Here is a 21,970-nt window from a genome sequence, read left to right as displayed (position 1 = left end):
AAGTGCACCTTCTCGGCGCGGGTACCGCTCAGCCCAGCAGCCCCTGGCGGCGTGCCTTGGCCGCTGCCTCGCCGCGGGAGGACGCCTTGAGCTTGGCGAGGATGTTGGAGACGTGCACGCTGGCCGTCTTCACGCTGATGAACAGGTCGGCGCCGATCTCGGCGTTGGAGCGGCCCTCGGCCACCAGCCGCAGCACCTCGCTCTCGCGCGGGGTGAGCGGGCCGACCCCGCCCGCGCCGTCGGTGCCGGTGCGCCGGCGCAGCTCGCGCTGCCGGTCGAGCAGCGGGGCCAGCGCGAGCGCGCTGGCCGTGGCCACCCCCGCGTCCAGGCTCGCCGCCGCCGCGTGCCGCTGCCCGGCGGCGAGCTGGTGCTGGGCCAGCCGCCAGCGGGCGTAGGGCCGTAGCCAGGCCGGGCCGCGCTCCAGCGCCTCCACCGCCGGCTCCCAGGCCGGCACGGTGTCGGTCAGCTCGGCCTCCAGCAGGGGACCGGCCCAGCGGGCGACGGCGACGTCGGTGGGCAGGGCGGCGGCCCGTTCCCGCAGCAGCCGGGCCGCGGCAGCCGGGTCGGGAGCGCCGGACGCGCTGCGGGCGGCCTGGGCCAGCAGCTGCCAGCAGTCCTGCACCTTGAGCATCGCGTGGCGCTCGAGCAGCGGCTGCAGCTCGCGCCAGGCCAGCGCCGGGTCGCCGTCGCACCAGGCCCGGTCGGAGCGGGCGGTCCACCACAAGCGGGTGTACTGCGGCAACCGGCCCGCCGGGGTGCTCGACCCGGTGAGCTCCAGCGCGTCCCGGGCGGCCTCGCCCCGGCCCTGCCAGACGTCCATCCAGGCGCTGACCAGGGTGAGGTGCAGTGCGTGGTGGCCGATCGGCAGCAGCTCCTCACCGGTGCGGCGCAGCTGGGCGGCGCGCGTCCACTCGCCGACCTCGAGCAGCGCCTCCATCGCGTTGCCGATGAGCATGGCGCCGGTGGAGCGGGCGATGCCCTCCTGCCGCGCCCGCTCGATGCCCGCGACCGCCAGCTCGGCGGACTCGGCCGCGCGGTCAGCGCTGAGCAGGGCGTCGGACATGTTGATCGAGTAGCGCAGCTCCAGCCACGGGTTGCCGGCTGCCAGCGGGGCGCTGCGGCGCAGGAGCTCCAGCCCCGCCTCCTCCTCACCGCGGGAGACGAGCACGCAGCCCTGGGTGTTCATCGCGCTCGAGCGCAGGTGGTCCAGCCCGACCGCGACAGCCACCGACTCGGCCTCTCGGGCGGTCTGCAGCGCCTCGGCCAGGTTGCCGGTGAGCATCAGCTGGGTGGACAGCGCGTCCAGGGCGCGGGCCCGTTCCTCGGTGTCGCCGTGGCCGTCGGTCAGCTCGACCGCCCGGGTGGCGGTGCTGATCGCGTCGGTGTAGCTCTTGGTGAGGTCGTCCACCGACAACCCCTCGAGCAGGGCCTTGGTGACCATCCGGCGAGCCGCGACCAGTGGCTCGTCCTCGATGTCGGTCTCGGCCAGCGCGGCGGCGATGAGCGGCAGCCCGCGGCGGGAGTCGCCGGTGCGCCGGGCGGCGAAGGCGGCCGCCTCGAGGACGTCGGCGCGGCTGCGTCCGCCGTGCCGCTCGGGGTCGACCCGCTCCCACAGCTCGAGCACCCGGTCGTACATCTTCAGCCGCTCGTAGGGGCTGGCGGTGGACTCGGCCGCGGTGAGGGCGGCGGTGAAGGCGCGGTCGAGCTGGTGCCCGGCGTACCAGTGGTGGGCCAGCTCGGTGGCCGCCTCGGCGCACTGCAGCTCGGGGTGGGCGGTGAGCGCCTCGGCGAAGCGGACGTGGGCGCGGGCGTGCTCGCCGGGCAGCAGCTCCTCGTGCAGCACCTCGCGCAGCAGGGCGTGGCGGAAGGCGTAGCCGTCCTCGGTGGGCACCAGGACGCCGGCGTCGACCGCCTCCCGCAGCAGGTCGTCGGTGCCGGCCTCGCTGCCGTCACCGACCTCGCGGAGCAGGGCGTGGCTGATCGAGGTGCCGGCGGTCGACATCAGCCGGACCAGGGCCTGGGCGTCCTCGCTCATCCGCCCCGCGCGCACCAGCAGCGCGTCGCGCAAGGTGTCGGGCAGGTTGAGGCAGTCGCCGGTGACCGCCTGGGCCAGCTCGGCGACGAAGTAGGGGATGCCCTCGCTGCGCTCGTGCACCTGCCGGACCAGCTCGGGCGACGGCGGACGGTCGAGCCGGCTGGCCACCATCGCCGTCACCTGCGCCTGGTCCAGCCGCGGCAGCTCGACCCGGCTGACCATCGGCAGCCGCACCAGCTCGCCGAGGTAGGGCCGCAGCGGGTGGCGCCGGTGCAGCTCGTCGTTGCGGTAGGAGGCCAGCAGCAGCACCGGGGCGGACTGCAGGGCGTGCAGGGCGAAGCGCAGCAGGTGCCGGGTGCCCTCGTCCGACCAGTGCACGTCCTCCAGCACCACCAGCAGGGGTCGCTCGGCGGCGGCCTGCTCGAGCACCCGGGTGACCGCCTCGAACAGCCGCAGCCGGTCCGGCTCGGGCGGGTGCCGCCGAGCGAGGGCAGCAGCACGGTCAGCTCGTCCACACCCGCACCGGCCCAGCAGCGGATCGTGTCGACGTCGACGGAGGCGGCCAGCTGGCGCAGCACCCCCTGCACGGGCACGAACGCCAGGCCTTCGTCGCCCAGCGGCACCGACTGCCCGACGAGCACCAGCGGCCGCGTCGGCTCGGCGGCGATCCGGCGGCAGAGCTCCTGGATCACCGTCGTCTTGCCACCGCCGGCCTCGGCGGCGAGCAGGGTCAGCCGCGCCCCGGCCGCCGCCTCGCGCCAGTGCCCGAGCAGCAGCCCGAGCTCGGCGTCCCTGCCGACCAGGGGGGTCTCGATGGCCACGACGTCATCGTGGCACGGCCCACCGACAAGAGCCGCGGGATCGACCGGCGCCCGCTCGACCAGGTCGGCCGAGCTCACCAGTGGATGCCCAGCAGCAGCCGCTGGACGGCCAGCGGGCGCCGTCCGGCGCGCTCCCGTCGACGCAGCTCGCGCCGGGCGCGGCGTTCGGCGCGCTGCTGCTGCACCACCTCCTTCGCCAGGGCCGCCTCGGCCGCGCGGGCCAGCCGCTCGGCCTGCTCGTACTGCCAGGTCTTCTCGGTCCAGTAGCTGTTCATGACTCCACCGTCGGTCTGAGGCGGCGGCCGCCACATCGGTCGAACTCCCGGGATCTGGGTGTGGATGGTCTGAGGTGGCGTCTGAGGTACCTCAGACCGGCTCGGGAGGTCGGACGTCCGGGCTAGCGTGGCCCCGTCCCAGGGGAGGAGGTCGTGGTGGAGGGCTGCGTGTGCGGCAGCGGACGGCCGTCCGCGCGCTGCTGCGACCCGCTGCTGGCCGGACGCCCGGCGCCGACGGCGGAGCGGCTGATGCGCTCGCGCTACACCGCCTTCGTCCGCGGTGACGTCGACCACCTGCGCGCCAGCTGGCACCCGAGCACCCGCCCGGCGACGCTCAGCCTGGACTCCCACGTCGTGTGGGAGGGGCTGACCGTGCTGCGCACCGAGCGCGGCGGGCTGCTCGACGACGACGGCGTGGTCGAGTTCCGGGCCCGCTGCCGACGCGCGTCCGGACCGGAGGTGCTGCACGAGGTCAGCCGGTTCCGGCGTGAGGGCCGGGACTGGTTCTACCTCGACGGCGTGCACCCCTGAACGGCTGGGTGCCCCGGCGTGGGCGACCGGCAGCGGGGCGGCGGCCCGGGCTCCACTAGCGTGACGGCCCGTGAGGCACCTGCGCTGGATCGTCCCCGCGGTCATCGGGGTGGTGCTGTTCGTCGTTCCGCTGGCGGTCGCGGTCCGGCTCAACTCGGGTCCGGAGATGTCCTCGGACGAGTCGTTGCTGTTCCTCGGGATGGGGATCGTGTGGTTCGTGGGACCGCTGGTCTGCCTGATCGTCACCATCGTCCAGGCGGTCACGGTGCAGGCGGAGACCCGTCGGCGCCGGGCCTGGCAGCAGGAGCAGCAGACGCTGGGGCAGACGCCGGAGGGGATCGCGCACTGGCGCCGGGTGGCTGCCGACCTCCGCGCGCAGCTGCTCGCCGGACAGGCGCCGCCGTCCGTCGCGGTGTGGCCGGTCACGCTGCGTCCCGGCGAGAACGCCTGCTACGACGTCATCCTCCGCTACGCCCGCTTCTACGGCACCGACGTCAGCTACCAGCACGGCTCGACCTTCGCCTTCGGCCGTCCGGGATTCGTGGCGGCCGCGGTCGCCGCGACCGCGATCGGCAACCACCGCCGTCGCGCGGCGGCCCAGCGGATGGCGGCCGCGCAGTGGCGCGAGACCCAGCTCACCCGGGTGGTGGTCACCGACCAGCGGGTGGTGTGCGACCTGGGCGGGCGCTGGCTGACCTTCGACTACACGGCGATGAGCGCGGTCTGGCCGGACGTCTCCGGCGACGCCTTCGTGGCCGCCTTCCACGCGACGGAGCCGCTGCTGCTCGACGGGCCCGCGTCCGACGTCGTCTCGGTGCTGGCCCTCGCCGCCCTGCACGGGCCGCAGGGGTTGCGCGAGCACCCGGGGCTGCGCGAGCTGGACGTGGTGGGTTCCGCACCCGAGCTGGACCCGGGACCTGAGGCGGCTGGGGGACGGGGTGGAGGTCGTCCCGCGGGCCCGAGGGACGGTCAGGGCGGGACGCACCCGTCGATCTTCGACGCCTGAGGGGCGTCAGGCGACCGGTGCTGGTGTGCGGAGCAGCACGGTCGAGTCACTGCCGCCAGCAGAAGGGCGAGCTCGGTGCTCGTGCGCCTCGAGTGCGTGCTGCCGGCGCCGGGCGGGCGCGAGTTGTCCACAGCGGCGGGCGATCTGGAGCGTTGTGCACAGATGCCGATGCTCCGGTTCTCGAGGGACGCACCGCTTCCTAGAATCGAACACATGAGCGAAATGGTGGCCGGCTGGAGTGGCTCCGAGGTGGTGGCACCCGATGTGGTCGCGGGCTGGGTGCGGGCGCTGGCGACGGTGCCGGCCGAGCGCCTGCCCGGGGTGGCCGACGTCGAGCTGGTGGACCTGCTGCGCACGCTGGAAGAGCTGAAGGCCGCCGCGGAAGGTCTCCAGGCGGTGGCCGCGGTGGCGCTGAACCGGAGCGTGCGGGCCGCGGAGGGGCGTCGCGGTCTGCCCCGGGCACGGTGCGGTCGCGGAGTGGCGGCGCAGGTGGCGCTGGCGCGACGGGAGTCCCATGCGCGGGGTCGGCGTCACCTCGGGCTGGCGATGGTCCTGGATGCGGAGATGCCGGGCACCTTGGCGGCGCTGCGCGCGGGTCGGATCACCGAGTGGCGGGCGATGCTGCTCGCACGGGAGACGGCCTGCCTGTCCCGGGAGGACCGCGGGTCGGTCGATGCCGAGCTGGCGGGTGACCCGAAGCGGTTGGCGGGCATGGGTGACGCCGAGGCGGCAGCGGCCGCCCGGCGGCTGGCGCAGGAGCGGGATCCGGCATCGGTGGTGGCGAGGCGGTCGCGGGCGGAGTCGGAGCGGCGGGTGTCGCTGCGACCGGCGCCGGACGTGATGAGCCAGCTCTCGGTGCTGCTGCCGGTGCGGGACGGGGTGGCGGTGCTCGCCACGCTCGACCGGGTCGCGGACACGCTGGTCGCGGCCGGTGACGGCCGCAGCCGCGACCAGATCCGGGCGGACACGTTGGTGGACCGGGTGCTGGGCCGTGATCGGGGTCTCGCGGGCGCGGTGCCCACGCCGCTGACGTGGGCCGCTGTGCAAGCGGGACCGGCAGATGTGGCCCGAGGGACCGAGACCTTCCGAGCCGGCGCGGCGCAGACCGGCGGCGCGGGGAGGATGGCTGGTGGCGGTCGAGCGGCGGTCCCGCGGCCGGGTCCGGTCGAGGTGGGGTCGGATGGCTACGCACCCGCACCCTCCGTCCTTCCGCGTGAGCCAGCGGGGGAGACGGCGAGCGGGCTGGGCCCAGCGTGCTGCTCCGGTCCTCCGGAGCTCACTGCGTCGCTTCCGCCTCCACCCGATGGCAGCGGGGAGGTGGCGGTGTCGGCGTTGCCGGTGCTGCTGCACGTCGTGGTTGCCGACCGCGTGCTGCTGGGCGCGTCCGACGAGGCAGGGCACCTCGACGGGTACGGGCCGGTACCGGCTGACCTGGTGCGCGAGCTGGCCGCGGAGCGGGCGTGGGTGCGCCGGCTGTACGCCCGACCCGGGACGGGGGAGCTGGTGGCGGCGGACTCGTGGGCCCGTCGGTTCCCGGCCCGGCTGGCCCAGCTCGTGCGGCTGCGCGACCAGCGGTGCCGGATGCCGTGGTGCGGCGCGCCGGTGCGCCACGTCGACCACGTGGTGGCCGTCGAGCGCGGCGGGGCGACCGGTCTGGCCAACGGGCAGGGGCTGTGCGAGGCCTGCAACTACGCCAAGCAGGCGCCCGGCTGGGCGGCCAGATCGGTGCCGGGGCCGCGGCACACGGTCCGCACGGTCACCCCGACCGGCCACACCTACAGCTCGACGGCGCCGACGGCCTCGGGTGCACCGCGGCTCGCGGTGGCGACGCCATGACCACCGACCGCCCGCGAACCGCTCCGCCGCGCCGAGGGCGACGCGCTCCGCTCCGGCGCCCGTCCCAGCCCGCCGTGGCTACCGTGGAGGGGTGCGGCACCTGCGCTGGATCGTCCCCCTCGTCGTCGGGGCCGGTGTGGGCGCCGCCGGGTGGATCGCGCAGCTGCGGCTCGCCGAGCGCCCGGGCGACATCGGTGCGCCCGAGGTCCTGCTGCCGACCCTCCTCATGCTCACCGCCCTCTTCGGCGGACCGGTGGTCGGGGTCGCTCTCGCGGTCCACCAGGGCGGCCGGATGCTGCTGGAGCGGCGGCGGGCCCGGGCGGCCGAGCGGCGGGCGGTCTCGCCGGCCTTCCAGCCCCTCGACGGCTCAGCTCCCTCGCCGACGGTCCACGACACCGCCCCGGCGACGCCCGAGCCCGCCGACCCGCCGCAGGCCTCCGCGCCCCGCCACCCGTCGATCTTCGACGCCTGACGACCCCGGGTCAGCGCTCCGGCAGGTGCTGGCGCCGGGCGTCCACGAGCAGCCCGCGCAGCGCCGCCATCATCCGCTCCTTCAGGGTGTCGCGGACGTCGGTGCCGTGCAGCACCCCCTCGAGCAGGGTCGACTCGAACACCGCACCCAGCAGTCCGAGCTGGCCGGGCTCCAGCCGCAGCGGCAGCCCCTTGACCTCCAGCCCCGCCGAGAGCAGCCGGGCGAAGGTCGCCTTCTGCTGGTCCTCCAGCTCGGTGTAGTCGGCACGCAGCTCCGGCGTGCGGACGGCGTGCAGCCGCAGCTCGGCTGCCGCCACCACCGCCGCCGGGTCCGTGTCCTGCGCGCGGACGAACAGCTCGACCCCCTGCTCGATCAGCTCGTCCATGCTGAGATCGCCCACCGAGACCTGGCTGATCGTCTGCTCGGCCGCCGCCGCGTGCTCCTCGTGCCGGCGCCGGATCACCGCCAGGCAGAGGTCCTCCTTGGAGGTGAAGTTGGAGTAGAACGCGCCCCGCGTGAAGCCGGCCCGCTCGCAGATCTCCTCCACGCTCGCGCCGTTCACCCCGCGCTCGGCGAACACCTGGACGGCGGCGTCCAGCAGGCGCAGCCGCGTCCGCTCGCGCCGCGCGGTCGGTGCGCCGTCGCCGCGCGTCGTCGCCGTCGACGTCCCCTCGGTGGGGGTGAGAGCCATGTCACGTCCTCCCCGGTTGCTGCCTGCACCCTATCGGATACAGTTCCGTATCGGATGCACGACTGTATCGAGCTGGTCAGGGGTTCCGATGTCCTCGTTCCTGCACGCCCTGGGGCGCGCCGCCTACCGCCACAAGTGGCGCACCATCCTGGTCTGGGCGCTGGTGATGGGCGTCCTCGGCGGCACCGCCGGGCTGATCAGCCGGTCCTTCGACAACGAGTTCACGATCCCCGGCGCGCCGGCCCAGGTCGCGCTCGACCAGCTCAGCCGCACCTTCCCCGAGGTGGGTGGGACGTCGGCCAGCATGATCGTGATCGCCCCCGAGGGCAGCGACGTGGAGTCGCCCGACGTCCGTGAGGCGGTCGAGGCGCGGCTGGACGACTTCGAGGCCCTCGACTTCGTCGACACCGCCGCCAACCCCTACGACGACCTGGTCGAGGGCACCATCAGCGACGACGGCCGCGCCGTCATCGTCCAGGTGCAGATCCCCGGCGACGCCCAGGCGGTCACCGACGCCCAGCGCGAGCAGCTGGTCGCCGTCGCCGAGGAGCTGCAGGCCGACCTGCCCGGCTCGACGGCGAGCATGGGCGGGGAGATCTTCAACATGAGCGTCCCCGGCTTCAGCATCGTCGAGGTGATCGGCGTCGTGGTGGCGCTGGTCGTGCTCATCATCACCCTCGGCTCGCTGGTCGCCGCCGGCATGCCGCTGCTCACCGCGCTGCTCGGCGTCGGCGTCACCATGACGATCCTGCTCGGCTCCACCGCCTTCGCCGCCATCAACTCCACCACGCCCATGCTGGCGGTGATGCTCGGTCTGGCGGTCGGCATCGACTACGCCCTGTTCATCCTGTCCCGGCACCGCGAGCTGCTGGCCGACGGCCTGGACGCCGAGGAGTCCGCCGCCCGCTCGGTGGCCACCGCCGGCTCGGCCGTCGTCTTCGCCGGCGTCACCGTCATCATCGCCCTGGTCGGGCTGGCCATCGCCCAGATCCCCTTCCTCACCGTGATGGGCCTCTTCGCCGCCCTCGGCGTCGCGGTCGCGGTGGTGGTCGCCCTCACCCTGCTGCCGGCGCTGATGGCGCTGGCCGGGGAGCGGATGCGGCCCCGCAAGCCCAAGCCCGCCGCCGAGCGCGGACGTCCGTTCCGCGGCTGGGTCCGCCTGGTCACCCGGGTGCCGGCGCTCACCGTCGCCGTCGTGGTGGTCGGCTCGGTCCTGCTCAGCCTGCCCGCCCGCGACCTCACCCTCGCCCTGCCCAACGCCGGCGAGAACGAGATCGGCACCCCCGCCCGTACCACCTACGACCTGCAGAGCGAGTACTTCGGCCCCGGCTTCAACGGCCCGCTGATCGTCACCGCCGGCATCATCGGCAGCGACGACCCGCTGGGTGTGATGGACGGGCTGAAGGCCGACATCGAGGCCATGCCCGGCGTCCAGAGCGTCCCGCTCGCCACCCCCAACCAGAACGCCGACACCGGCATCGTCCAGATCGTCCCCACCACCGGGCCCTCCGACCCCGCCACCGCCGACCTGGTCGAGCGGCTGCGTGAGATGGAGGACGACTGGCTCGACGAGTACGACGTCCCGACCGCCGTCACCGGCGCCACCGCCATCCAGATCGACGTCTCCGACCGGCTCGGCGGCGCGCTGCTGCCCTTCGGCATCTTCGTGGTCGGCCTGTCGCTGGTGCTGCTGACCATGGTGTTCCGCTCCATCGCGGTGCCCATCAAGGCGACCCTGGGCTACCTGCTGAGCATCGGCGTCGCGTTCGGGCTCACCACGCTGGTGTTCAACGGCGGCCACGGGGCCGAGCTGATCGGCCTGGAGCGTCCCGGCCCGATCATCAGCTTCCTGCCGATCCTGCTGATGGGCATCCTCTTCGGCCTGGCGATGGACTACGAGGTCTTCCTCGTCTCCCGGATGCGGGAGGACCACGTCCACGGCCGTCCGGCCCGCGAGGCCGTGCAGAGCGGGTTCGTCGGCTCCGCGCCGGTGGTCACCGCCGCCGCGGTCATCATGTTCGCCGTCTTCGCCTTCTTCGTCCCCGAGGGCGAGGGCGCCATCAAGCCGATCGCCTTCGCGCTGGCCGTCGGCGTGGCCTTCGACGCCTTCGTCGTGCGGATGACGCTGGTGCCGGCGGTGATGGCCCTGCTCGGTGAGCGCGCCTGGTGGCTGCCGGGCTGGCTGGAACGCCGGCTGCCGGCCCTCGACGTCGAGGGCGAGCAGCTGCACCGCCAGCTCGAGCTCGCCGACTGGCCCGGCCCGGACGCCGGCCAGGTCGCCCACGTCGAGGGACTGGCCGTGGAGGGGCTGCTCGGACCGGTCGACCTCGACCTCGACCCCGGTGAGGTGCTGGTGGTGCAGGGCGCCCCGGCCCAGCGGGCGGCGCTGCTGATGGGCCTGGCCGGACGGCTGGCCCCCGACGCCGGTCGCGCCCGGATCGCCGGTGAGCTGCTGCCCGGAGCGGGCGGCGCGATCCGCCGGCGCAGCGGGTACGTCGACGCCACCCTGCAGCCGGATGTCGAGCGCGGGCTGGAGACGCTCTCGCGCCGACGCCCGCCGCTGGCCCTGGTCGACGGGGCGGATGCGCTCAGCACCCCCGGCGCCCGGCAGGCCCTGGACCGGCTGATCCGCTCCGCTCAGGAGCGACGCGACCAGGCGGTCGTCCTCGGCGTCGCGACCGCCTCGGTGGTGGCCGACCTGATCGCCGGACCGCACCAGTACCTCGAGCTCGATCCCGAACCCGCCCCCGCCCTGGCGACCGCGCCGGAGCAGACCACCAGCGACGCGCTGGCCACCCGGAAGGACCCCCGCTGATGCTCAGCTTCGAACGCGCCGACCGCTCCCGCGGCGTCACCTGGTGGTCGCTGGTCGGCCTGGTCCTGGTGCCGGTGATCGTCGCCGCCGGCTTCCTCTGGGCCACCTGGGGCTCCGACGACCGGCTCGACCGGGTGCAGGCCGCCGTCGTCAACCTCGACGAGGGCACCGAGGTGAACGGCCAGCGGGTGCCGCTCGGGCGCCAGCTCGCCGCCGGACTGGTCGACTCGGAGGAGGAGAACTTCACCTGGACCCTGACCGACAGCGAGGACGCCGAGAGCGGGCTCGCGTCCGGACGCTACGCCGCGGTGGTCACCATCCCGGAGAACTTCTCCGAGGCCGCCACCTCCTACGGTGGTGAGGCGGCCGAGGCCGAGCAGGCAGAGATCGACGTCCGGACCTCCGAGATCACCGGGATCGCCGACGGCGCCATCGGCCAGACCGTCGGCAACGTCGCCGTGGCCACCCTCAACACCGAGCTGACCAAGACCTACCTGGACAACATCTACCTCGGCTTCAACGACATCGCCGACCAGTTCGGCACCGTGGCCGACGGCGCCGGCGACCTTGCCGACGGTGCGGAACAGCTCGCCGAAGGCACCGAGCAGTCCGCGGAGGGCGCCGGGCAGCTCAGTGACGGGCTGTCCCAGCTCGGCACCGCCGGCGGCGAGCTGGCCACCGGCGGCCAGGAGCTGGCCAGCGGCGCGGCCCAGCTGGCGGCGGGTGGTCCCGCCCTGGCTGACGGTGCCAGCCAGCTCGCCGACGGCACCGGTCAGCTGGCCGCGGGCGGGCCGGCGCTGAGCGAGGGGGCGACCCAGCTGGCTGGCGGGGTGTCCCAGCTCGCCGGCGGCGGTCCGGCGCTGGCCGACGGCGCCACCCAGCTGGCCGGTGGCGTGTCCCGGCTGGCGGAGAACGGTCCGGCGCTGGCCGACGGCGCCACCCAGCTGGCCGACGGCGTCTCCCAGCTCGCCGAGAACGGCCCGGCGCTGAGCGACGGGGCGACCCAGCTCGCCGACGGCACCGGACAGCTGGCCGAGGGCGTCCCCGCGCTGACCGAGGGCGCCGCCCAGCTCGGCGAGGGTGCCACCGCCTACGCCCAGGGTGTCGAGCAGTACACCGACGGGGTCGGCCAGGCCGCGGCCGGGGTCGGCGAGCTCAACGACCAGCTCCAGGCCGGGCTCGGCGGGGCCGACGTGTCCGGCCCGAGCGAGGAGGAGCTGGAGCAGCTCACCGGCGGCGCGACCGAGATCGCCGAGGGGATCGGGGGGCTGGACGAGGGCCTGCGCCAGTACCAGTCCGGGTTCGCGGACCTGGCCGAGAACGGGCTGCCCGATGGCGCGGTCGAGTGCCCGGACCAGCTCGACGACGAGGCGTGCGAGGTCTTCCAGCAGGGGGTGCAGGCGGGTTCCCGGGCCACGGCCACCCAGGCCGTCGCCGGGCTGGGCGAGGCGGACGACCCGAGCAGCCTGCGGGGCGGTGTCGCCGCCCTCGCCGCCGGCTCCGACGAGTTCGCGGAAGGCATCGGCGAGCTGGGCACGCAGCTCGGCGCCCTCGGCGGCCTGGGCGAGCAGCTGCAGCAGCTCGTCGACGGCGTCGACCAGCTCAACCAGGGCCTGACCGAGCTCGACCAGAACGGAGCGCAGCTGGTGACCGGCGCCGAGGAGCTGGCCGGCGGGGCCACCGGCCTCAGCACGGGCATCGAGCAGCTCGGCACGGGCATCACCGAGCTGGACGCGGGTGCGGGTGAGCTGGCGTCGGGGATCACGCAGTACACCGACGGGGTGACCCAGCTGGACGCGGGTGCGGGTGAGCTGGCGTCGGGGATCACGCAGTACACCGACGGGATCACCCAGCTGGACGCGGGTGCGGGTCAGCTGGCCTCGGGGATCACGCAGTACACCGACGGGATCACCCAGCTCGACTCCGGTGCGGGTCAGCTGGCCTCGGGGATCACCCAGTACACCGACGGTGTCACCCAGCTCAGCACCGGCCTCGGCGGCTACGTGGCCGGCATCGTGCAGTACACCGACGGCGTCGCCCAGTCCGCGACCGGGGCGGGCCAGCTCGCCGAGGGCCTCGGCCAGCTCGACGACGGCGCCGGCCAGCTGGCCGACGGCTCCCGCGAGCTCGCCGACGGCCTGGCCGAGGGCGCCACCCAGATCCCCACCTACGACGACTCCGAGCGGGAGAACCTCGCCAGCGTGGTCGCCGAGCCGGTCACCACCGGCGACGAGTCGGTCGACCTGCTGCCGATCGCAGCCTCCACCAGCCTCCTCATGGTGCTGGCGCTGTGGCTCGGCGGGCTGGCCACCTTCCTGGTGGTGCAGGCGGTCTCGGCCCGCACCTGGATGTCCTCGCGGCCGTCCTGGCAGCTGGCGCTGCTGGCGATCGCCCCGGGCGCGGCGGTCGCCGCCGTGCAGGCGGTCGCGCTGACCATCGTCGGGCAGGTCGTCCTCGACCTCTCCGCAGGCCGGGTGGTGGGCCTGCTGCTCCTGCTGCTGCTCATCGGCTGGACCTTCGTCGGGCTCAACCACGCCCTGGTCGCCTGGCTCGGCGGCGTCGGCCGGGTCCTCTCGGTGACGGTGGCCGTGCTCACCGCGGCCGGCGCGATCACCTCGGCGGTGCCAGCGCTGTTCGACACCATCCGACCGCTGCTGCCGACGAGCCCCGCCCTGGACGCCATCCGGGCACTGCTCACCGACGGACCGGGGCTCGGCGGCAACGTGATGACGGTGGTGGTCTGGCTGCTCATCGCGGTCGCGGCCAGCGTGCTCGCGGTGCTGCGCCAGCGGACCGTCAAGCCGGTCACCCTGCTGCGGCCGCGGACGGCCTGAGCCGACCGGTCCGCCAGCGGCGCAGACCCCGGGTGGCAGCATGGCCGTCATGGACTGCGACGTGCTGGTGGTCGGCGCCGGCCTGGCCGGGCTGCGCGCCGCCGCCGGCCTGACCGACCGCCACACCGAGGTGCTGGAGGCCCGCCCCGAGGTCGGCGGGCGGGTGCGCACCGAGGTGGTCGACGGCTTCCGCTGCGACGTCGGGTTCCAGCTGGTCAACCCGTCCTACCCGCGGCTGCGCGCCGACGTCGACCTGGCCGCGCTGGGGCTGCAGCCCTTCGTCGCCGGCGTGTGCGCGCGCACCGAGGACGGCGACGTCACCGTGGCCGACCCGCGCCGCCACCCGGGCCTGCTGCCCACCACCCTGCGCTCGGGGTTCGTCCGCCCGGTCGAGCTGGCCCGGATCGCGCGCTGGGTGGCCCCGGTGCTCGTCGCGCCGCAGCGGATGCTCACCAGCCCGGACCGGGCCTGGGGCGAGGCGCTGGACCGGCTGGGCGCCACCGGGACGGTGCGCCACCGCCTGCTCGTGCGGTTCCTGGCGGGGGTGCTGCTGGAGGACGACGGGTCGAGCTCGGCCCACCTGGTCCGGCTGCTGCTGCGCTCCTTCGCCCTCGGCACGCCGTCGCTGCCGCGGGAGGGGGTGCAGGCGCTGCCGCGCCAGCTCGCCGACCGGCTGCCCCGGCCGGTCCGCTGCTCCGAGCCGGTCACCGCGATCACCCGGGCCGGCAGCGGCTGGCGGGTCACCACGGAGGCGGCCACGTGGACGGCCCGCGCCGTCGTGGTCGCCACCGACACCGCCGACGCCGGCGGCCTGCTCCCCGACCTGCCGCCGGCGCCGATGAAGGGCGTCACCACCTGGTGGTACGCCGTCGCGGCCGAGGAGGTCGCCGAGCTGGCCCTGCCCGACGCGTTGCGGGTGGACGGCCGGGAGCGCCGCGGCCCGCTGGTCAACGCCGCCGTCGTCAGCGCGGCCGCTCCCAGCTACGCCCCACCGGGTCGGGCGCTGCTGCAGGGCTCGGCGCTGCTCGGCCCCGGGCAGCGGGTCACCGACGAGGCCGCCCGCCGCCACCTCGAGGAGCTGTTGCAGCTCGCCCCCGGCCGGGCGGAGCTGCTGGTCCGCCACGACGTCGACCGCGGTCTGCCGGCCCAGCCACCACCGCTGCACGTCCGTCAGCCCCAGCAGCTGGCGCCGGGGCTGTTCGTCTGTGGTGACCACCGCGACACCGGCTCCCAGCAGGGCGCACTGGCCAGCGGCGCCCGGGTGGCCGAGCTGGTCCGGGCCCAGACGGCCTGAGCGGCGCGGCGACGGTGGCGCTCGCCCACCCGGAGCCGAGAGGTCACCCGCCGTCCACCGTCGTGTCGCCGGGACCGGCCTAGACTTCCCGCGTGCCGAACTGGATCGAGCTGGACGGACTGGTCAACGCGCGCGACCTCGGCGGGACGCCGGTCGCCGGAGGCGGAGAGGTGCTGCCCGGGCGGCTGCTGCGCTCGGACAACCTGCAGGACCTCACCCCCGCCGACATCGAGGAGCTGCGCCGCCGCGGGCTGACCGACGTCATCGACCTGCGCAGCGCCTACGAGGTGAACGCCACCGGCGACGGCCCGCTGCGGGCGCTGGAGGAGATCCGCCACCACCACTTCAGCTTCTTCGTCGAGGAGCACGGCGAGGCGACCTCCCCGGCCACCGGCGACGAGCTGCCCGAGAACGCGCTGCCCTGGGTCGAGAAGCAGATCGAGGAGCACCTCGACGACCACTTCGCCTCCACCTACTGGGGCTACCTGTCCGACCGACCCGACTCCGTCGTCGGCGCGCTGCGGGCGATCGCCCACGCCGACGGTGCGGCTCTGGTGCACTGCGCCGCCGGGAAGGACCGCACCGGGACCACGGTCGCCCTGGCGCTCTCCCTCGTCGGGGCCGAGCGGGACGCGGTGGTCGCCGACTACGCCGCCAGCGACGAGCGGGTCCCGCTGATCATGGAGCGGCTGATGGGGTCCCCGGTCTACGCCGCCAACCTGCGCGGACGCTCGCACGCCGCGCAGGCCACCAAGGCCGAGACCATGGACGCCTTCCTGCGCTACGTCGAGGAGTCCCACGGCGGGGTGGCCGCGATGCTGGGCCGTCTCGGCTGGACCGAGCGCGACACCGACGCGATGCGTCGCCACCTGCTCGGCTGAACCGGACGGCTCAGGGTCGCCGCTGACGGGCGGCGAGGATTGCCAGCTGGATCCGGTTGGCGACCCCCAGCGTCTCCAGCAGGGCCGACACCTCGGCCTTGACCGTGCCGAGCGACAGGTACAGCTCGGCGGCGATCTCGGCGTTGGACAACCCGCGCGCCACCGCCTCGGCGACCTGCCGCTCCCGCTCACCCAGGGACGCCCAGCGCTCGTCGGGCGCGTCGGCGTCGGCGGTGCTGTGCCGGATCAGGGTGCGCAGCACGCTGGCGCTGAACACCGGCTCCCCGGCCGCCGCCCGGTGCACGGCGTCGACGATCTGCTCCGGCGGGGCGTGCTTGAGCAGGTAGCCGTCGGCGCCGGCCCGCAGCGCCGAGAGCACCGTCTCGTCGGCGTCGAAGGTGGTCAGCATGATCACCGCGGGCGCGCGCGGCCCGGGCCGCCGGCGCAGCTCCGCCACCGCGGCCACCCCGTTCAGCCGCGGCATCCGGACGTCCACCAGGGCCACGTCGGGCCGGTGCTCGGCGACCGCCCGCCCCAGCTCGTCGCCGTCCTCGGCCTCGCCGACCACCACCACCCGGGCATCCCCGGCCAGCATCATCCGCAGCCCCGCCCGCACCAGCGGGTCGTCGTCGACCAGCAGCACCCGCACCACCGCGTCCGCGCTCATCCCCGCCACGGCAGCACCGCCCGCAGCCGGAAGTCGCCGTCGACCACCCCGTGCTGGAGGCGGCCGCCCTCCAGCCCGACCCGTTCGGCCAGCCCGGCCAGACCGGAGCCGGCGCCCGGGATCTGCGAGCCGGTGGTGCCCAGCGGCAGCGTGTTGCGCACCTCCACCTCCAGCGCCGGCCCGTCCACCCGGCGCAGCACCACCGTCACCGGCGCGCCCGGGCTGTGCTTGCGGGCGTTGGTCAGCCCCTCCTGCACGACCCGGTAGGCCGTCCGCTGGGTCTGCAGCCGCAGCCCGACCGGGCCCGCGATGTCGATCTCGGAGCGCAGCTCCACCGGCTGCCCGGACGCCGACACCTCCGCCACCAGGGCCGGCAGCGAGGGCAGGTCCACCGCCGGCCGCGCGGTGCCCAGCGCCGCCCCCTCCAGGCCGCGGCCCGGGCCGTCCTCGTCGTGCAGCACCGTCAGCACGTCGTGCAGCTCCTCCAGCGCGCGGTGGGCGGACTCGCGGATCACCGTCACCGCCGAGCGGAGCTCCTCCTCGGTCAGCGGGGCGCCCGGCCGACCGTCGGTCCCGGGCCGCACCCGGAACTCCAGGGCGCCGGCGTGCACCGACAGCAGCGAGATGCGGTGGGCCAGCACGTCGTGCATCTCGCGGGCGATCTGGGTGCGCTCGTCGCGGCGGGCCCGGCGCAGCTGCTCCTCGTGCTCGGCCCGGTCGCGCTCGGCGCTGGCCAGCAGCCCGTCCACCACCTGGCGGCGGGAGCGGACGGCCAGGCCCAGGCTGAGCGCGGTGGCGTACAGCATGAACATCAGCACGGTCCACACCGGCAGGGTCATCCCGCCCACCGGCACCACCAGGTAGTACGGCACCGCGATCGCCAGGTGCACCCCGGTGGCCAGCAGAGCCACCCACACCCGCGCCCGGACGGCCACCACGAACACCGACACCAGGGCCGGCAGCCCCGCGGTGAGGAACAGCCCGCCCACCGGCGCGAGGGCCAGCGCCAGCCCCACCGGGTGGCGGTGCCGCCACACCAGCGCCACCGCGGCCAGCACGCCGACCACCAGGTCGAGCCCGACCCACCACGTCGGCAGCAGCGCGAACAGCGCCCCGCTGGTCGCGACCGTGTAGGCCCAGTAGAGGAGCGCGGTCACCGGCAGCGCGACGTCGACCACCCGGGACGGGCGGGCCCGCGCCTGCGCCGCTGCCGGGGTCACCACGGCCGGGGTGCTCACCTGCCGGACTGTACGCGTCCGCGTGCTGGCCGACCGGCCAGGAGTTCTGGCCGGTCGGCGGGTGCCGCCGGCCGGTCCGTCCCGGCAGCCTGGACGCCGTGACGCAGACGGAGACGACGAGCCCGGCGCTGGAGCTGCGCGGGCTGCGCCGGCAGTTCGGGGACAAGGTGGCGGTCGACGACATCGACCTGGTGGTGCCACGGGGCAGCTTCTTCGGCCTCGTCGGGCCCAACGGGGCGGGCAAGACCACCAGCCTGTCGATGGCGGTCGGGCTGCTGCGCCCGACCGCTGGGCGGGCGATGGTGCTCGGCACCGACGTGTGGGCCGACCCGATCGGGGCCAAGACCGCGCTCGGCGTCCTGCCCGACGGGTTGGCGCTGCCCGAGCGGCTCACCGGCGGGGAGCTGCTCGACTACTGGGGACGCCTGCGCGGCATGCCGCGCGCCGTGGTCGAGGACCGGGCGGCGGAGCTGCTGCGCATCCTCGAGCTGGACGAGGCCGAACGGCTGGGCACGGTGGTGCTCGAGTACTCCACCGGCATGCGGAAGAAGATCGGGCTGGCCACCGCGCTGCTGCACTCGCCGCGGGTGCTGGTGCTGGACGAGCCCTACGAGGCGGTCGACCCGGTCTCGGCGCGGGTGCTCACCAGCATCCTGCGGCGGTTCGTCGCCGCCGGCGGCTCGGTGGTGATGTCCAGCCACGTGATGTCGCTGGTGGAGCAGCTGTGCGACCGGGTGGCGATCATCGCCCGCGGGCGGGTGCTGGCCGCCGGCACGCTGGCCGAGGTGCGCGGCGCCGGCACCCTGGAGGACCGGTTCGTCTCGCTGGTGGGTGAGCGCCGGCTCGAGGAGGAGGACCTGACGTGGTTGGGGTCCTGATCTCGCTGAAGCTGACCCTGCTGCGGCACTCCCCGAAGGGTCTGCGGCAGACCGGCTGGGTGCTCGGCGCGCTGCTGGTGCTCAGCACCTGGGCCGGGGTCCTGCTCGCCACCGCCGGTGCCGTCCGGGTGGAGGTGCAGGTGCTGACCGCGGTCGGGTGGGGGGTCGGTGCGGTGCTCGGTCCGGTGCTGATGTCGGGAGCCGGCGTGCTGCGCGCGGAGTACTTCACGCTGCTGCCCCTGGACCGCTCCCGGCTGGCGCTCGGGCTGCTCGCCGCCGTCTTCCCCTCGGTGGCCTCGGGCTACCTGCTGCTGGCCCTGCTGGCCGCGGTGGTGCCGGCGGTCGCGCTCGGCCCGCTCGCCGTGGCGGTCGCGGTGCTGGGCGCGCTGCTCGCCTGGGTGGTCGTCATCACGCTGGCCCGGCTGGTCTACGCCGCGCTCGGCTCGGCGATGCGGACCTGGCTCGGGGTGGAGATCGCCGGTCTGCAGTTCGGGCTGCTGATCGGGGCGATGCTGGCCGGCTGGATGGTGGTCGCGGCGGCGTTCCAGACCGTCCCGCTGCTGCTCGCCGAGGGCCTGCCCGATGACGTCACCGCCGTGCTCGCGGTGCTGCCCACCTCCTGGCCGGTGCGGGCGGCGGAGGCGGTCGGCACCGGACGCACCGGGACGGGGCTGGCCTGGCTGCTCGCACTGGCGCTGCTCGCCGCGCTGCTGCTCGCGCTGGCGGCGGTGCTGCTGCGCCCGAACCTGGACGGGCGCAGCCGGCGACGCAACCGTCGACCGCTCGGCTCGCGGCGGGGCCGCCGGCTGCTGCCCGACACCGCGCTCGGTGCGGTGCTCGGCAAGGAGCTGCGCCAGTGGTGGCGCGACCCGTGGCGGGCGCTGGAGCTGCGCAGCGGGTTCTACACCGGGGTGGTGTTCGGGGTGTTCAGCGCCGTCTCCGGCGACTTCGCGGTGGTGGCCCCGCTCTCGGGGCTGGTGATCGCCCTGATGATCTGCCTGGCCGCCTGCAACCTCTACGGCCAGGACGGGTCGGCGGTGTGGGTGAGCATCGTCAACCAGCGGCCCGACACGGTCACCGCCGACGTCCGCGGACGCCAGCTGGCCGTGCTGCTGCTGGTGCTGCCGCCGGCCGCCGTCGTCTCGGTGGTGCTGGTGCTGGTCTCGGACGCGGCGTGGGCCTGGCCCGTGGTGGCCGCCGGTCTGCCGGCACTGGCCGGGGTGGCCTCGGGGATCGCGGTGCTGGTCTCGGCCGTCGGGGTCTCGCCCGGGGTCGACCCGCGGGCGCGGACCGGACCCAACGACGCCGGCGGCGACATGGGCCTGCAGGCGCAGGTGGCGCTGTGGGGCACCCTGCTGCTGGTGCTGCCGACGGCCGTCGCACTCGTCGTCGGCTTCGTCGCCCTGCCCGGCTGGGGGCCCTGGGCGGCGGTGGCGGTCGGCGTGCTCAACGGCGCGCTCGGCTACGGGCTGCTGGGACGGCTGACCACCGGCTACCTCGCCACCCGGCTGCCGACCGTCTACACCCGGATCCGCTACGGCCGCAACGACGACACCGGCGCCCGGGGCACCCTCGGCTGGTTCGAGACCTCCTCCCAGCAGGCGGAGGAGAAGGCGCGGGAGGCCAAGCTGGCCGAGCGCCGGGCCCGGGCGGAGAGGCGGATGACCCCTACCGGCCGGCCCTGATCAGGTCCCCTCGCGGGTTGCGGCGCAGGTCGACCGCCGGATCAGCCGAAGGTGTAGCCCACCTCCGCCGCCCGGCCCAGTGGCACCCGCAGCACGGACAGCCGGCGGGAGGCATCGGCGAAGTAGGTGCGCGTCGTCGGCGTCAGCCGGGCGTCGGCCTCGGTGCCCCAGTCGATCGTCAGGGTGACGCCGCCGCGTGACACCGTCACCCCCGTGGTGCGGGCGGAGGTGAGCTCCCCGACGGCGGCCTGGCGGCCACCCACCCAGGTGACCACGTCGTCGTGGCGCAGCACGAGCGGGACCTGCTCGGTGCCGTCCATCGTGGTCGTGACCTCCCGGACGAGTCCGGTGTCCTGCAGGAGGACCGATCCGGTGACGTTGCCGCCCGTGGTGGTCCACGAGATCCCGAGGTCGTCGTGCACCCGGCCCACCCGACCGGGCTCGACGACCCGACCGTCGGACACCGGCCCCTGGTGGTACCGCGGGGTGAGGTCGGAGGCGCCGTCGGTGCCGCCGTTGGGCAGCACGGTCGCCCAGCACTCCGTGTTCGAGCTCTGCCCGCCGTGGACGAACGTGCCCGCGCGGGGGTGCCACAGCAGGCCGAGCCCGGCGCGGACCACCGCGTTCGGCCGGACCCCGAAGAAGGCCTGCAGGTAGTAGCCCGGCCGGCGCACGAACAGGTAGTGCTGGTCCTGCGGATCGACGCGCAGCTCGCTGAACCGCTCGTGTCGGACGGCCGGCAGCCGGCGCAGCGCGACGTCGCGCCGCCGGCGCCTGGGGTAGCCCTCGCCGTAGGGGATGTTGGCCGGGATCCGGGGGTTGGTGTCCCCCGGCGCCAGGGCCGGCACGGGCTCCGGTGACGCGGCCCAGGCCTCCCGTCCGGCCTCGCGGTCCTCCCGTGCGGGGTAGAAGACCGCCAGGTCCGGCACCTCGGAGCAGAACACCGAGCCCAGGTCGCGCTGCTGGCGGTCGACGGTCACGGCGTCCAGGTAGTACATCGGGGTCCGGGCCGCGCCCGAGGCGAAGGACACCAGTCCGGCTCCGTCGGGCTCGGGCACCACGGTGTACCTCAGCCACTCCGCCAGCCGGCGCACCAGTGGCAGCAGCACCGGCGCCCCGAGCTCGGTGTGCAGCTCGTGGATCTCGGTCAGCGTGACGTTGAGGTTGTAGGCGATGTCCATCCCGCGCGGCTCGTAGAGGAAGCCGGCCGGGCTCTGCGCGGAGGCGGCGAAGTGGCGCACCCGATCCCGCAGCAGCGCGTCGAGCACGGGGTCGGGGTCCAGGGCGAGCGCCTTGGCGGCTCCGGCGAGCCCTGCCGCCGGCTGGTTCGCGAACTCGACGATCCCGCCCGTCCAGACCCCGTCGTTGTCGGGGTCGAGGAACCACGTCGTCGCCCGCCGCAGGGCGGCGCTGATCGCGGCGCACCGCTGCGGCAGGAGATCGGCCCCGCGCAGGCGCTCCAGCGTCTTGCTGAGGTAGCCGAGCGCGAACGCGGTGGCGGCCCGCGAGTGCTCGTCGGGGGCGTACTCGGGCCAGGACCCGTCCTCGTGCTGGAGCCGCAGGTAGTAGTCGACGGCGGCGTCGAGGCGGGCCGCGAGCGCCGGGTCGCCACGGTAGGGGTTCCAGGGCCGCTCGGCGGTCAGGAACCAGGCGAAGGTCGCGACGTGCTCGCAGGTGCGGGCGTTGAAGGGTTCGCTGGGGGTGCGCCACCAGCCGCCGGCCTGGAATCCGCGCAGCGCGGTGTCGGAGTCGTCGATGTCGTTCACCATCGCGGCGAGGGTGACGAGGTAGGAGGCGTAGCGCTGCTCCGCCGGGGCGAACAGCCTCCGGTCCGGCGGGACGGCGGGGGCGGCCACCCGTGGCAGCGGCCCGGAGCCGGGCGGCACCCGGGGCGGGGTCAGCGGGGCCGGGGTCGCTGCGGCCGGGGCGCCACTCAGGGCGAGGGCCCCGGCGGCGAGGCTGCCGGCGAGCACGGTACGTCGTCGGACGGTGCCTGACATGGGTCTCTCCT

General features: G+C 75.2%; 16 protein-coding genes. 10 read left to right on the top strand and 6 right to left on the bottom strand.

Going from position 1 to position 21,970, the window contains the following annotated elements; translation table 11 throughout:
* Nucleotides 1–28: 28 nt before the first annotated feature.
* Both DT076_RS20370 and DT076_RS19440 read right to left on the bottom strand, forming a co-directional pair.
* Complete coding sequence (locus tag DT076_RS20370) at nt 29–2,566, bottom strand: helix-turn-helix transcriptional regulator (RefSeq protein ID WP_325048375.1); 2,538 nt, start codon at nt 2,564–2,566, stop codon at nt 29–31.
* A gap of 364 nt (nt 2,567–2,930) precedes the next feature.
* On the bottom strand, nt 2,931–3,131 hold the full coding sequence (locus DT076_RS19440; RefSeq protein WP_158548153.1) for a hypothetical protein: 201 nt from the start codon (nt 3,129–3,131) through the stop codon (nt 2,931–2,933).
* 153 nt (nt 3,132–3,284) lie between these two features.
* Here DT076_RS19440 and DT076_RS14390 point away from each other — a divergent pair, with 153 nt between their 5' ends.
* The 4 genes from DT076_RS14390 (at nt 3,285) to DT076_RS14375 (ending at nt 6,976) form a co-directional block, all read left to right on the top strand.
* Complete coding sequence (locus DT076_RS14390; RefSeq protein ID WP_114127392.1) at nt 3,285–3,662, top strand: YchJ family protein; 378 nt, start codon at nt 3,285–3,287, stop codon at nt 3,660–3,662.
* A gap of 70 nt (nt 3,663–3,732) precedes the next feature.
* On the top strand, nt 3,733–4,668 hold the full coding sequence (locus tag DT076_RS14385; RefSeq protein WP_114127391.1) for a hypothetical protein: 936 nt from the start codon (nt 3,733–3,735) through the stop codon (nt 4,666–4,668).
* A 213-nt stretch (nt 4,669–4,881) separates the two neighbouring features.
* Nucleotides 4,882–6,504 carry an HNH endonuclease gene (locus DT076_RS14380; protein ID WP_158548152.1) on the top strand — a complete coding sequence of 541 codons (1,623 nt, stop codon included), beginning with the start codon at nt 4,882–4,884 and terminating at the stop codon, nt 6,502–6,504.
* A gap of 91 nt (nt 6,505–6,595) precedes the next feature.
* Complete coding sequence (locus DT076_RS14375; protein WP_114127389.1) at nt 6,596–6,976, top strand: hypothetical protein; 381 nt, start codon at nt 6,596–6,598, stop codon at nt 6,974–6,976.
* A gap of 10 nt (nt 6,977–6,986) precedes the next feature.
* Here DT076_RS14375 and DT076_RS14370 read toward each other — a convergent pair whose 3' ends face one another.
* Entirely contained in the window at nt 6,987–7,667 is a 681-nt protein-coding gene (locus tag DT076_RS14370) for a TetR/AcrR family transcriptional regulator (RefSeq protein WP_114127388.1), read from the bottom strand.
* A gap of 88 nt (nt 7,668–7,755) precedes the next feature.
* Between DT076_RS14370 and DT076_RS14365 the strand changes: the two genes are divergently transcribed.
* The 4 genes from DT076_RS14365 to DT076_RS14350 all read left to right on the top strand — a co-directional run bounded on the left by DT076_RS14365 (nt 7,756) and on the right by DT076_RS14350 (nt 15,491).
* The gene (locus DT076_RS14365; protein ID WP_114127387.1) at nt 7,756–10,482 is read left to right on the top strand and encodes an MMPL family transporter; all 2,727 of its coding nucleotides are present in this window, start codon (nt 7,756–7,758) and stop codon (nt 10,480–10,482) included.
* Nucleotides 10,482–13,316, top strand: a complete 2,835-nt coding sequence (locus DT076_RS14360) for a YhgE/Pip domain-containing protein (RefSeq protein ID WP_114127386.1) — start codon at nt 10,482–10,484, stop codon at nt 13,314–13,316. Before DT076_RS14365 ends, DT076_RS14360 begins: the two co-directional genes overlap by 1 nt.
* A gap of 40 nt (nt 13,317–13,356) precedes the next feature.
* On the top strand, nt 13,357–14,610 hold the full coding sequence (locus DT076_RS14355) for an FAD-dependent oxidoreductase (protein WP_114127385.1): 1,254 nt from the start codon (nt 13,357–13,359) through the stop codon (nt 14,608–14,610).
* A gap of 92 nt (nt 14,611–14,702) precedes the next feature.
* The gene (locus DT076_RS14350) at nt 14,703–15,491 is read left to right on the top strand and encodes a tyrosine-protein phosphatase (RefSeq protein ID WP_114127384.1); all 789 of its coding nucleotides are present in this window, start codon (nt 14,703–14,705) and stop codon (nt 15,489–15,491) included.
* Between the two features lie 10 nt (nt 15,492–15,501).
* Here the strand turns inward: DT076_RS14350 and DT076_RS14345 are convergent, their stop codons facing one another.
* Together DT076_RS14345 and DT076_RS14340 are read right to left on the bottom strand one after the other, a co-directional pair.
* Nucleotides 15,502–16,158, bottom strand: coding sequence for a response regulator (locus DT076_RS14345; RefSeq protein WP_114127467.1), 657 nt, complete (start codon nt 16,156–16,158; stop codon nt 15,502–15,504).
* On the bottom strand, nt 16,155–17,396 hold the full coding sequence (locus DT076_RS14340; protein WP_114127383.1) for a sensor histidine kinase: 1,242 nt from the start codon (nt 17,394–17,396) through the stop codon (nt 16,155–16,157). The genes DT076_RS14345 and DT076_RS14340 overlap by 4 nt, the downstream gene beginning before the upstream one ends.
* Nucleotides 17,397–17,494: 98 nt before the next feature.
* Between DT076_RS14340 and DT076_RS14335 the strand changes: the two genes are divergently transcribed.
* Together DT076_RS14335 and DT076_RS14330 are read left to right on the top strand one after the other, a co-directional pair.
* Nucleotides 17,495–18,274, top strand: a complete 780-nt coding sequence (locus tag DT076_RS14335) for an ABC transporter ATP-binding protein (protein WP_114127382.1) — start codon at nt 17,495–17,497, stop codon at nt 18,272–18,274.
* The gene (locus DT076_RS14330; RefSeq protein WP_114127381.1) at nt 18,259–19,959 is read left to right on the top strand and encodes a hypothetical protein; all 1,701 of its coding nucleotides are present in this window, start codon (nt 18,259–18,261) and stop codon (nt 19,957–19,959) included. The genes DT076_RS14335 and DT076_RS14330 overlap by 16 nt, the downstream gene beginning before the upstream one ends.
* Nucleotides 19,960–20,000: 41 nt before the next feature.
* Here the strand turns inward: DT076_RS14330 and DT076_RS14325 are convergent, their stop codons facing one another.
* A complete protein-coding gene (locus DT076_RS14325; RefSeq protein WP_147264154.1) occupies nt 20,001–21,959 on the bottom strand; it encodes a hypothetical protein in 1,959 nt (652 codons plus the stop codon).
* Between the last annotated feature and the right edge of the window lie 11 nt (nt 21,960–21,970).

The organism is Desertihabitans brevis, assembly GCF_003327535.1.
In the GTDB taxonomy this organism is placed as follows: Bacteria; Actinomycetota; Actinomycetes; order Propionibacteriales; family Propionibacteriaceae; genus Desertihabitans; species Desertihabitans brevis.
This window is presented reverse-complemented; position numbering and strand designations above follow the sequence as displayed.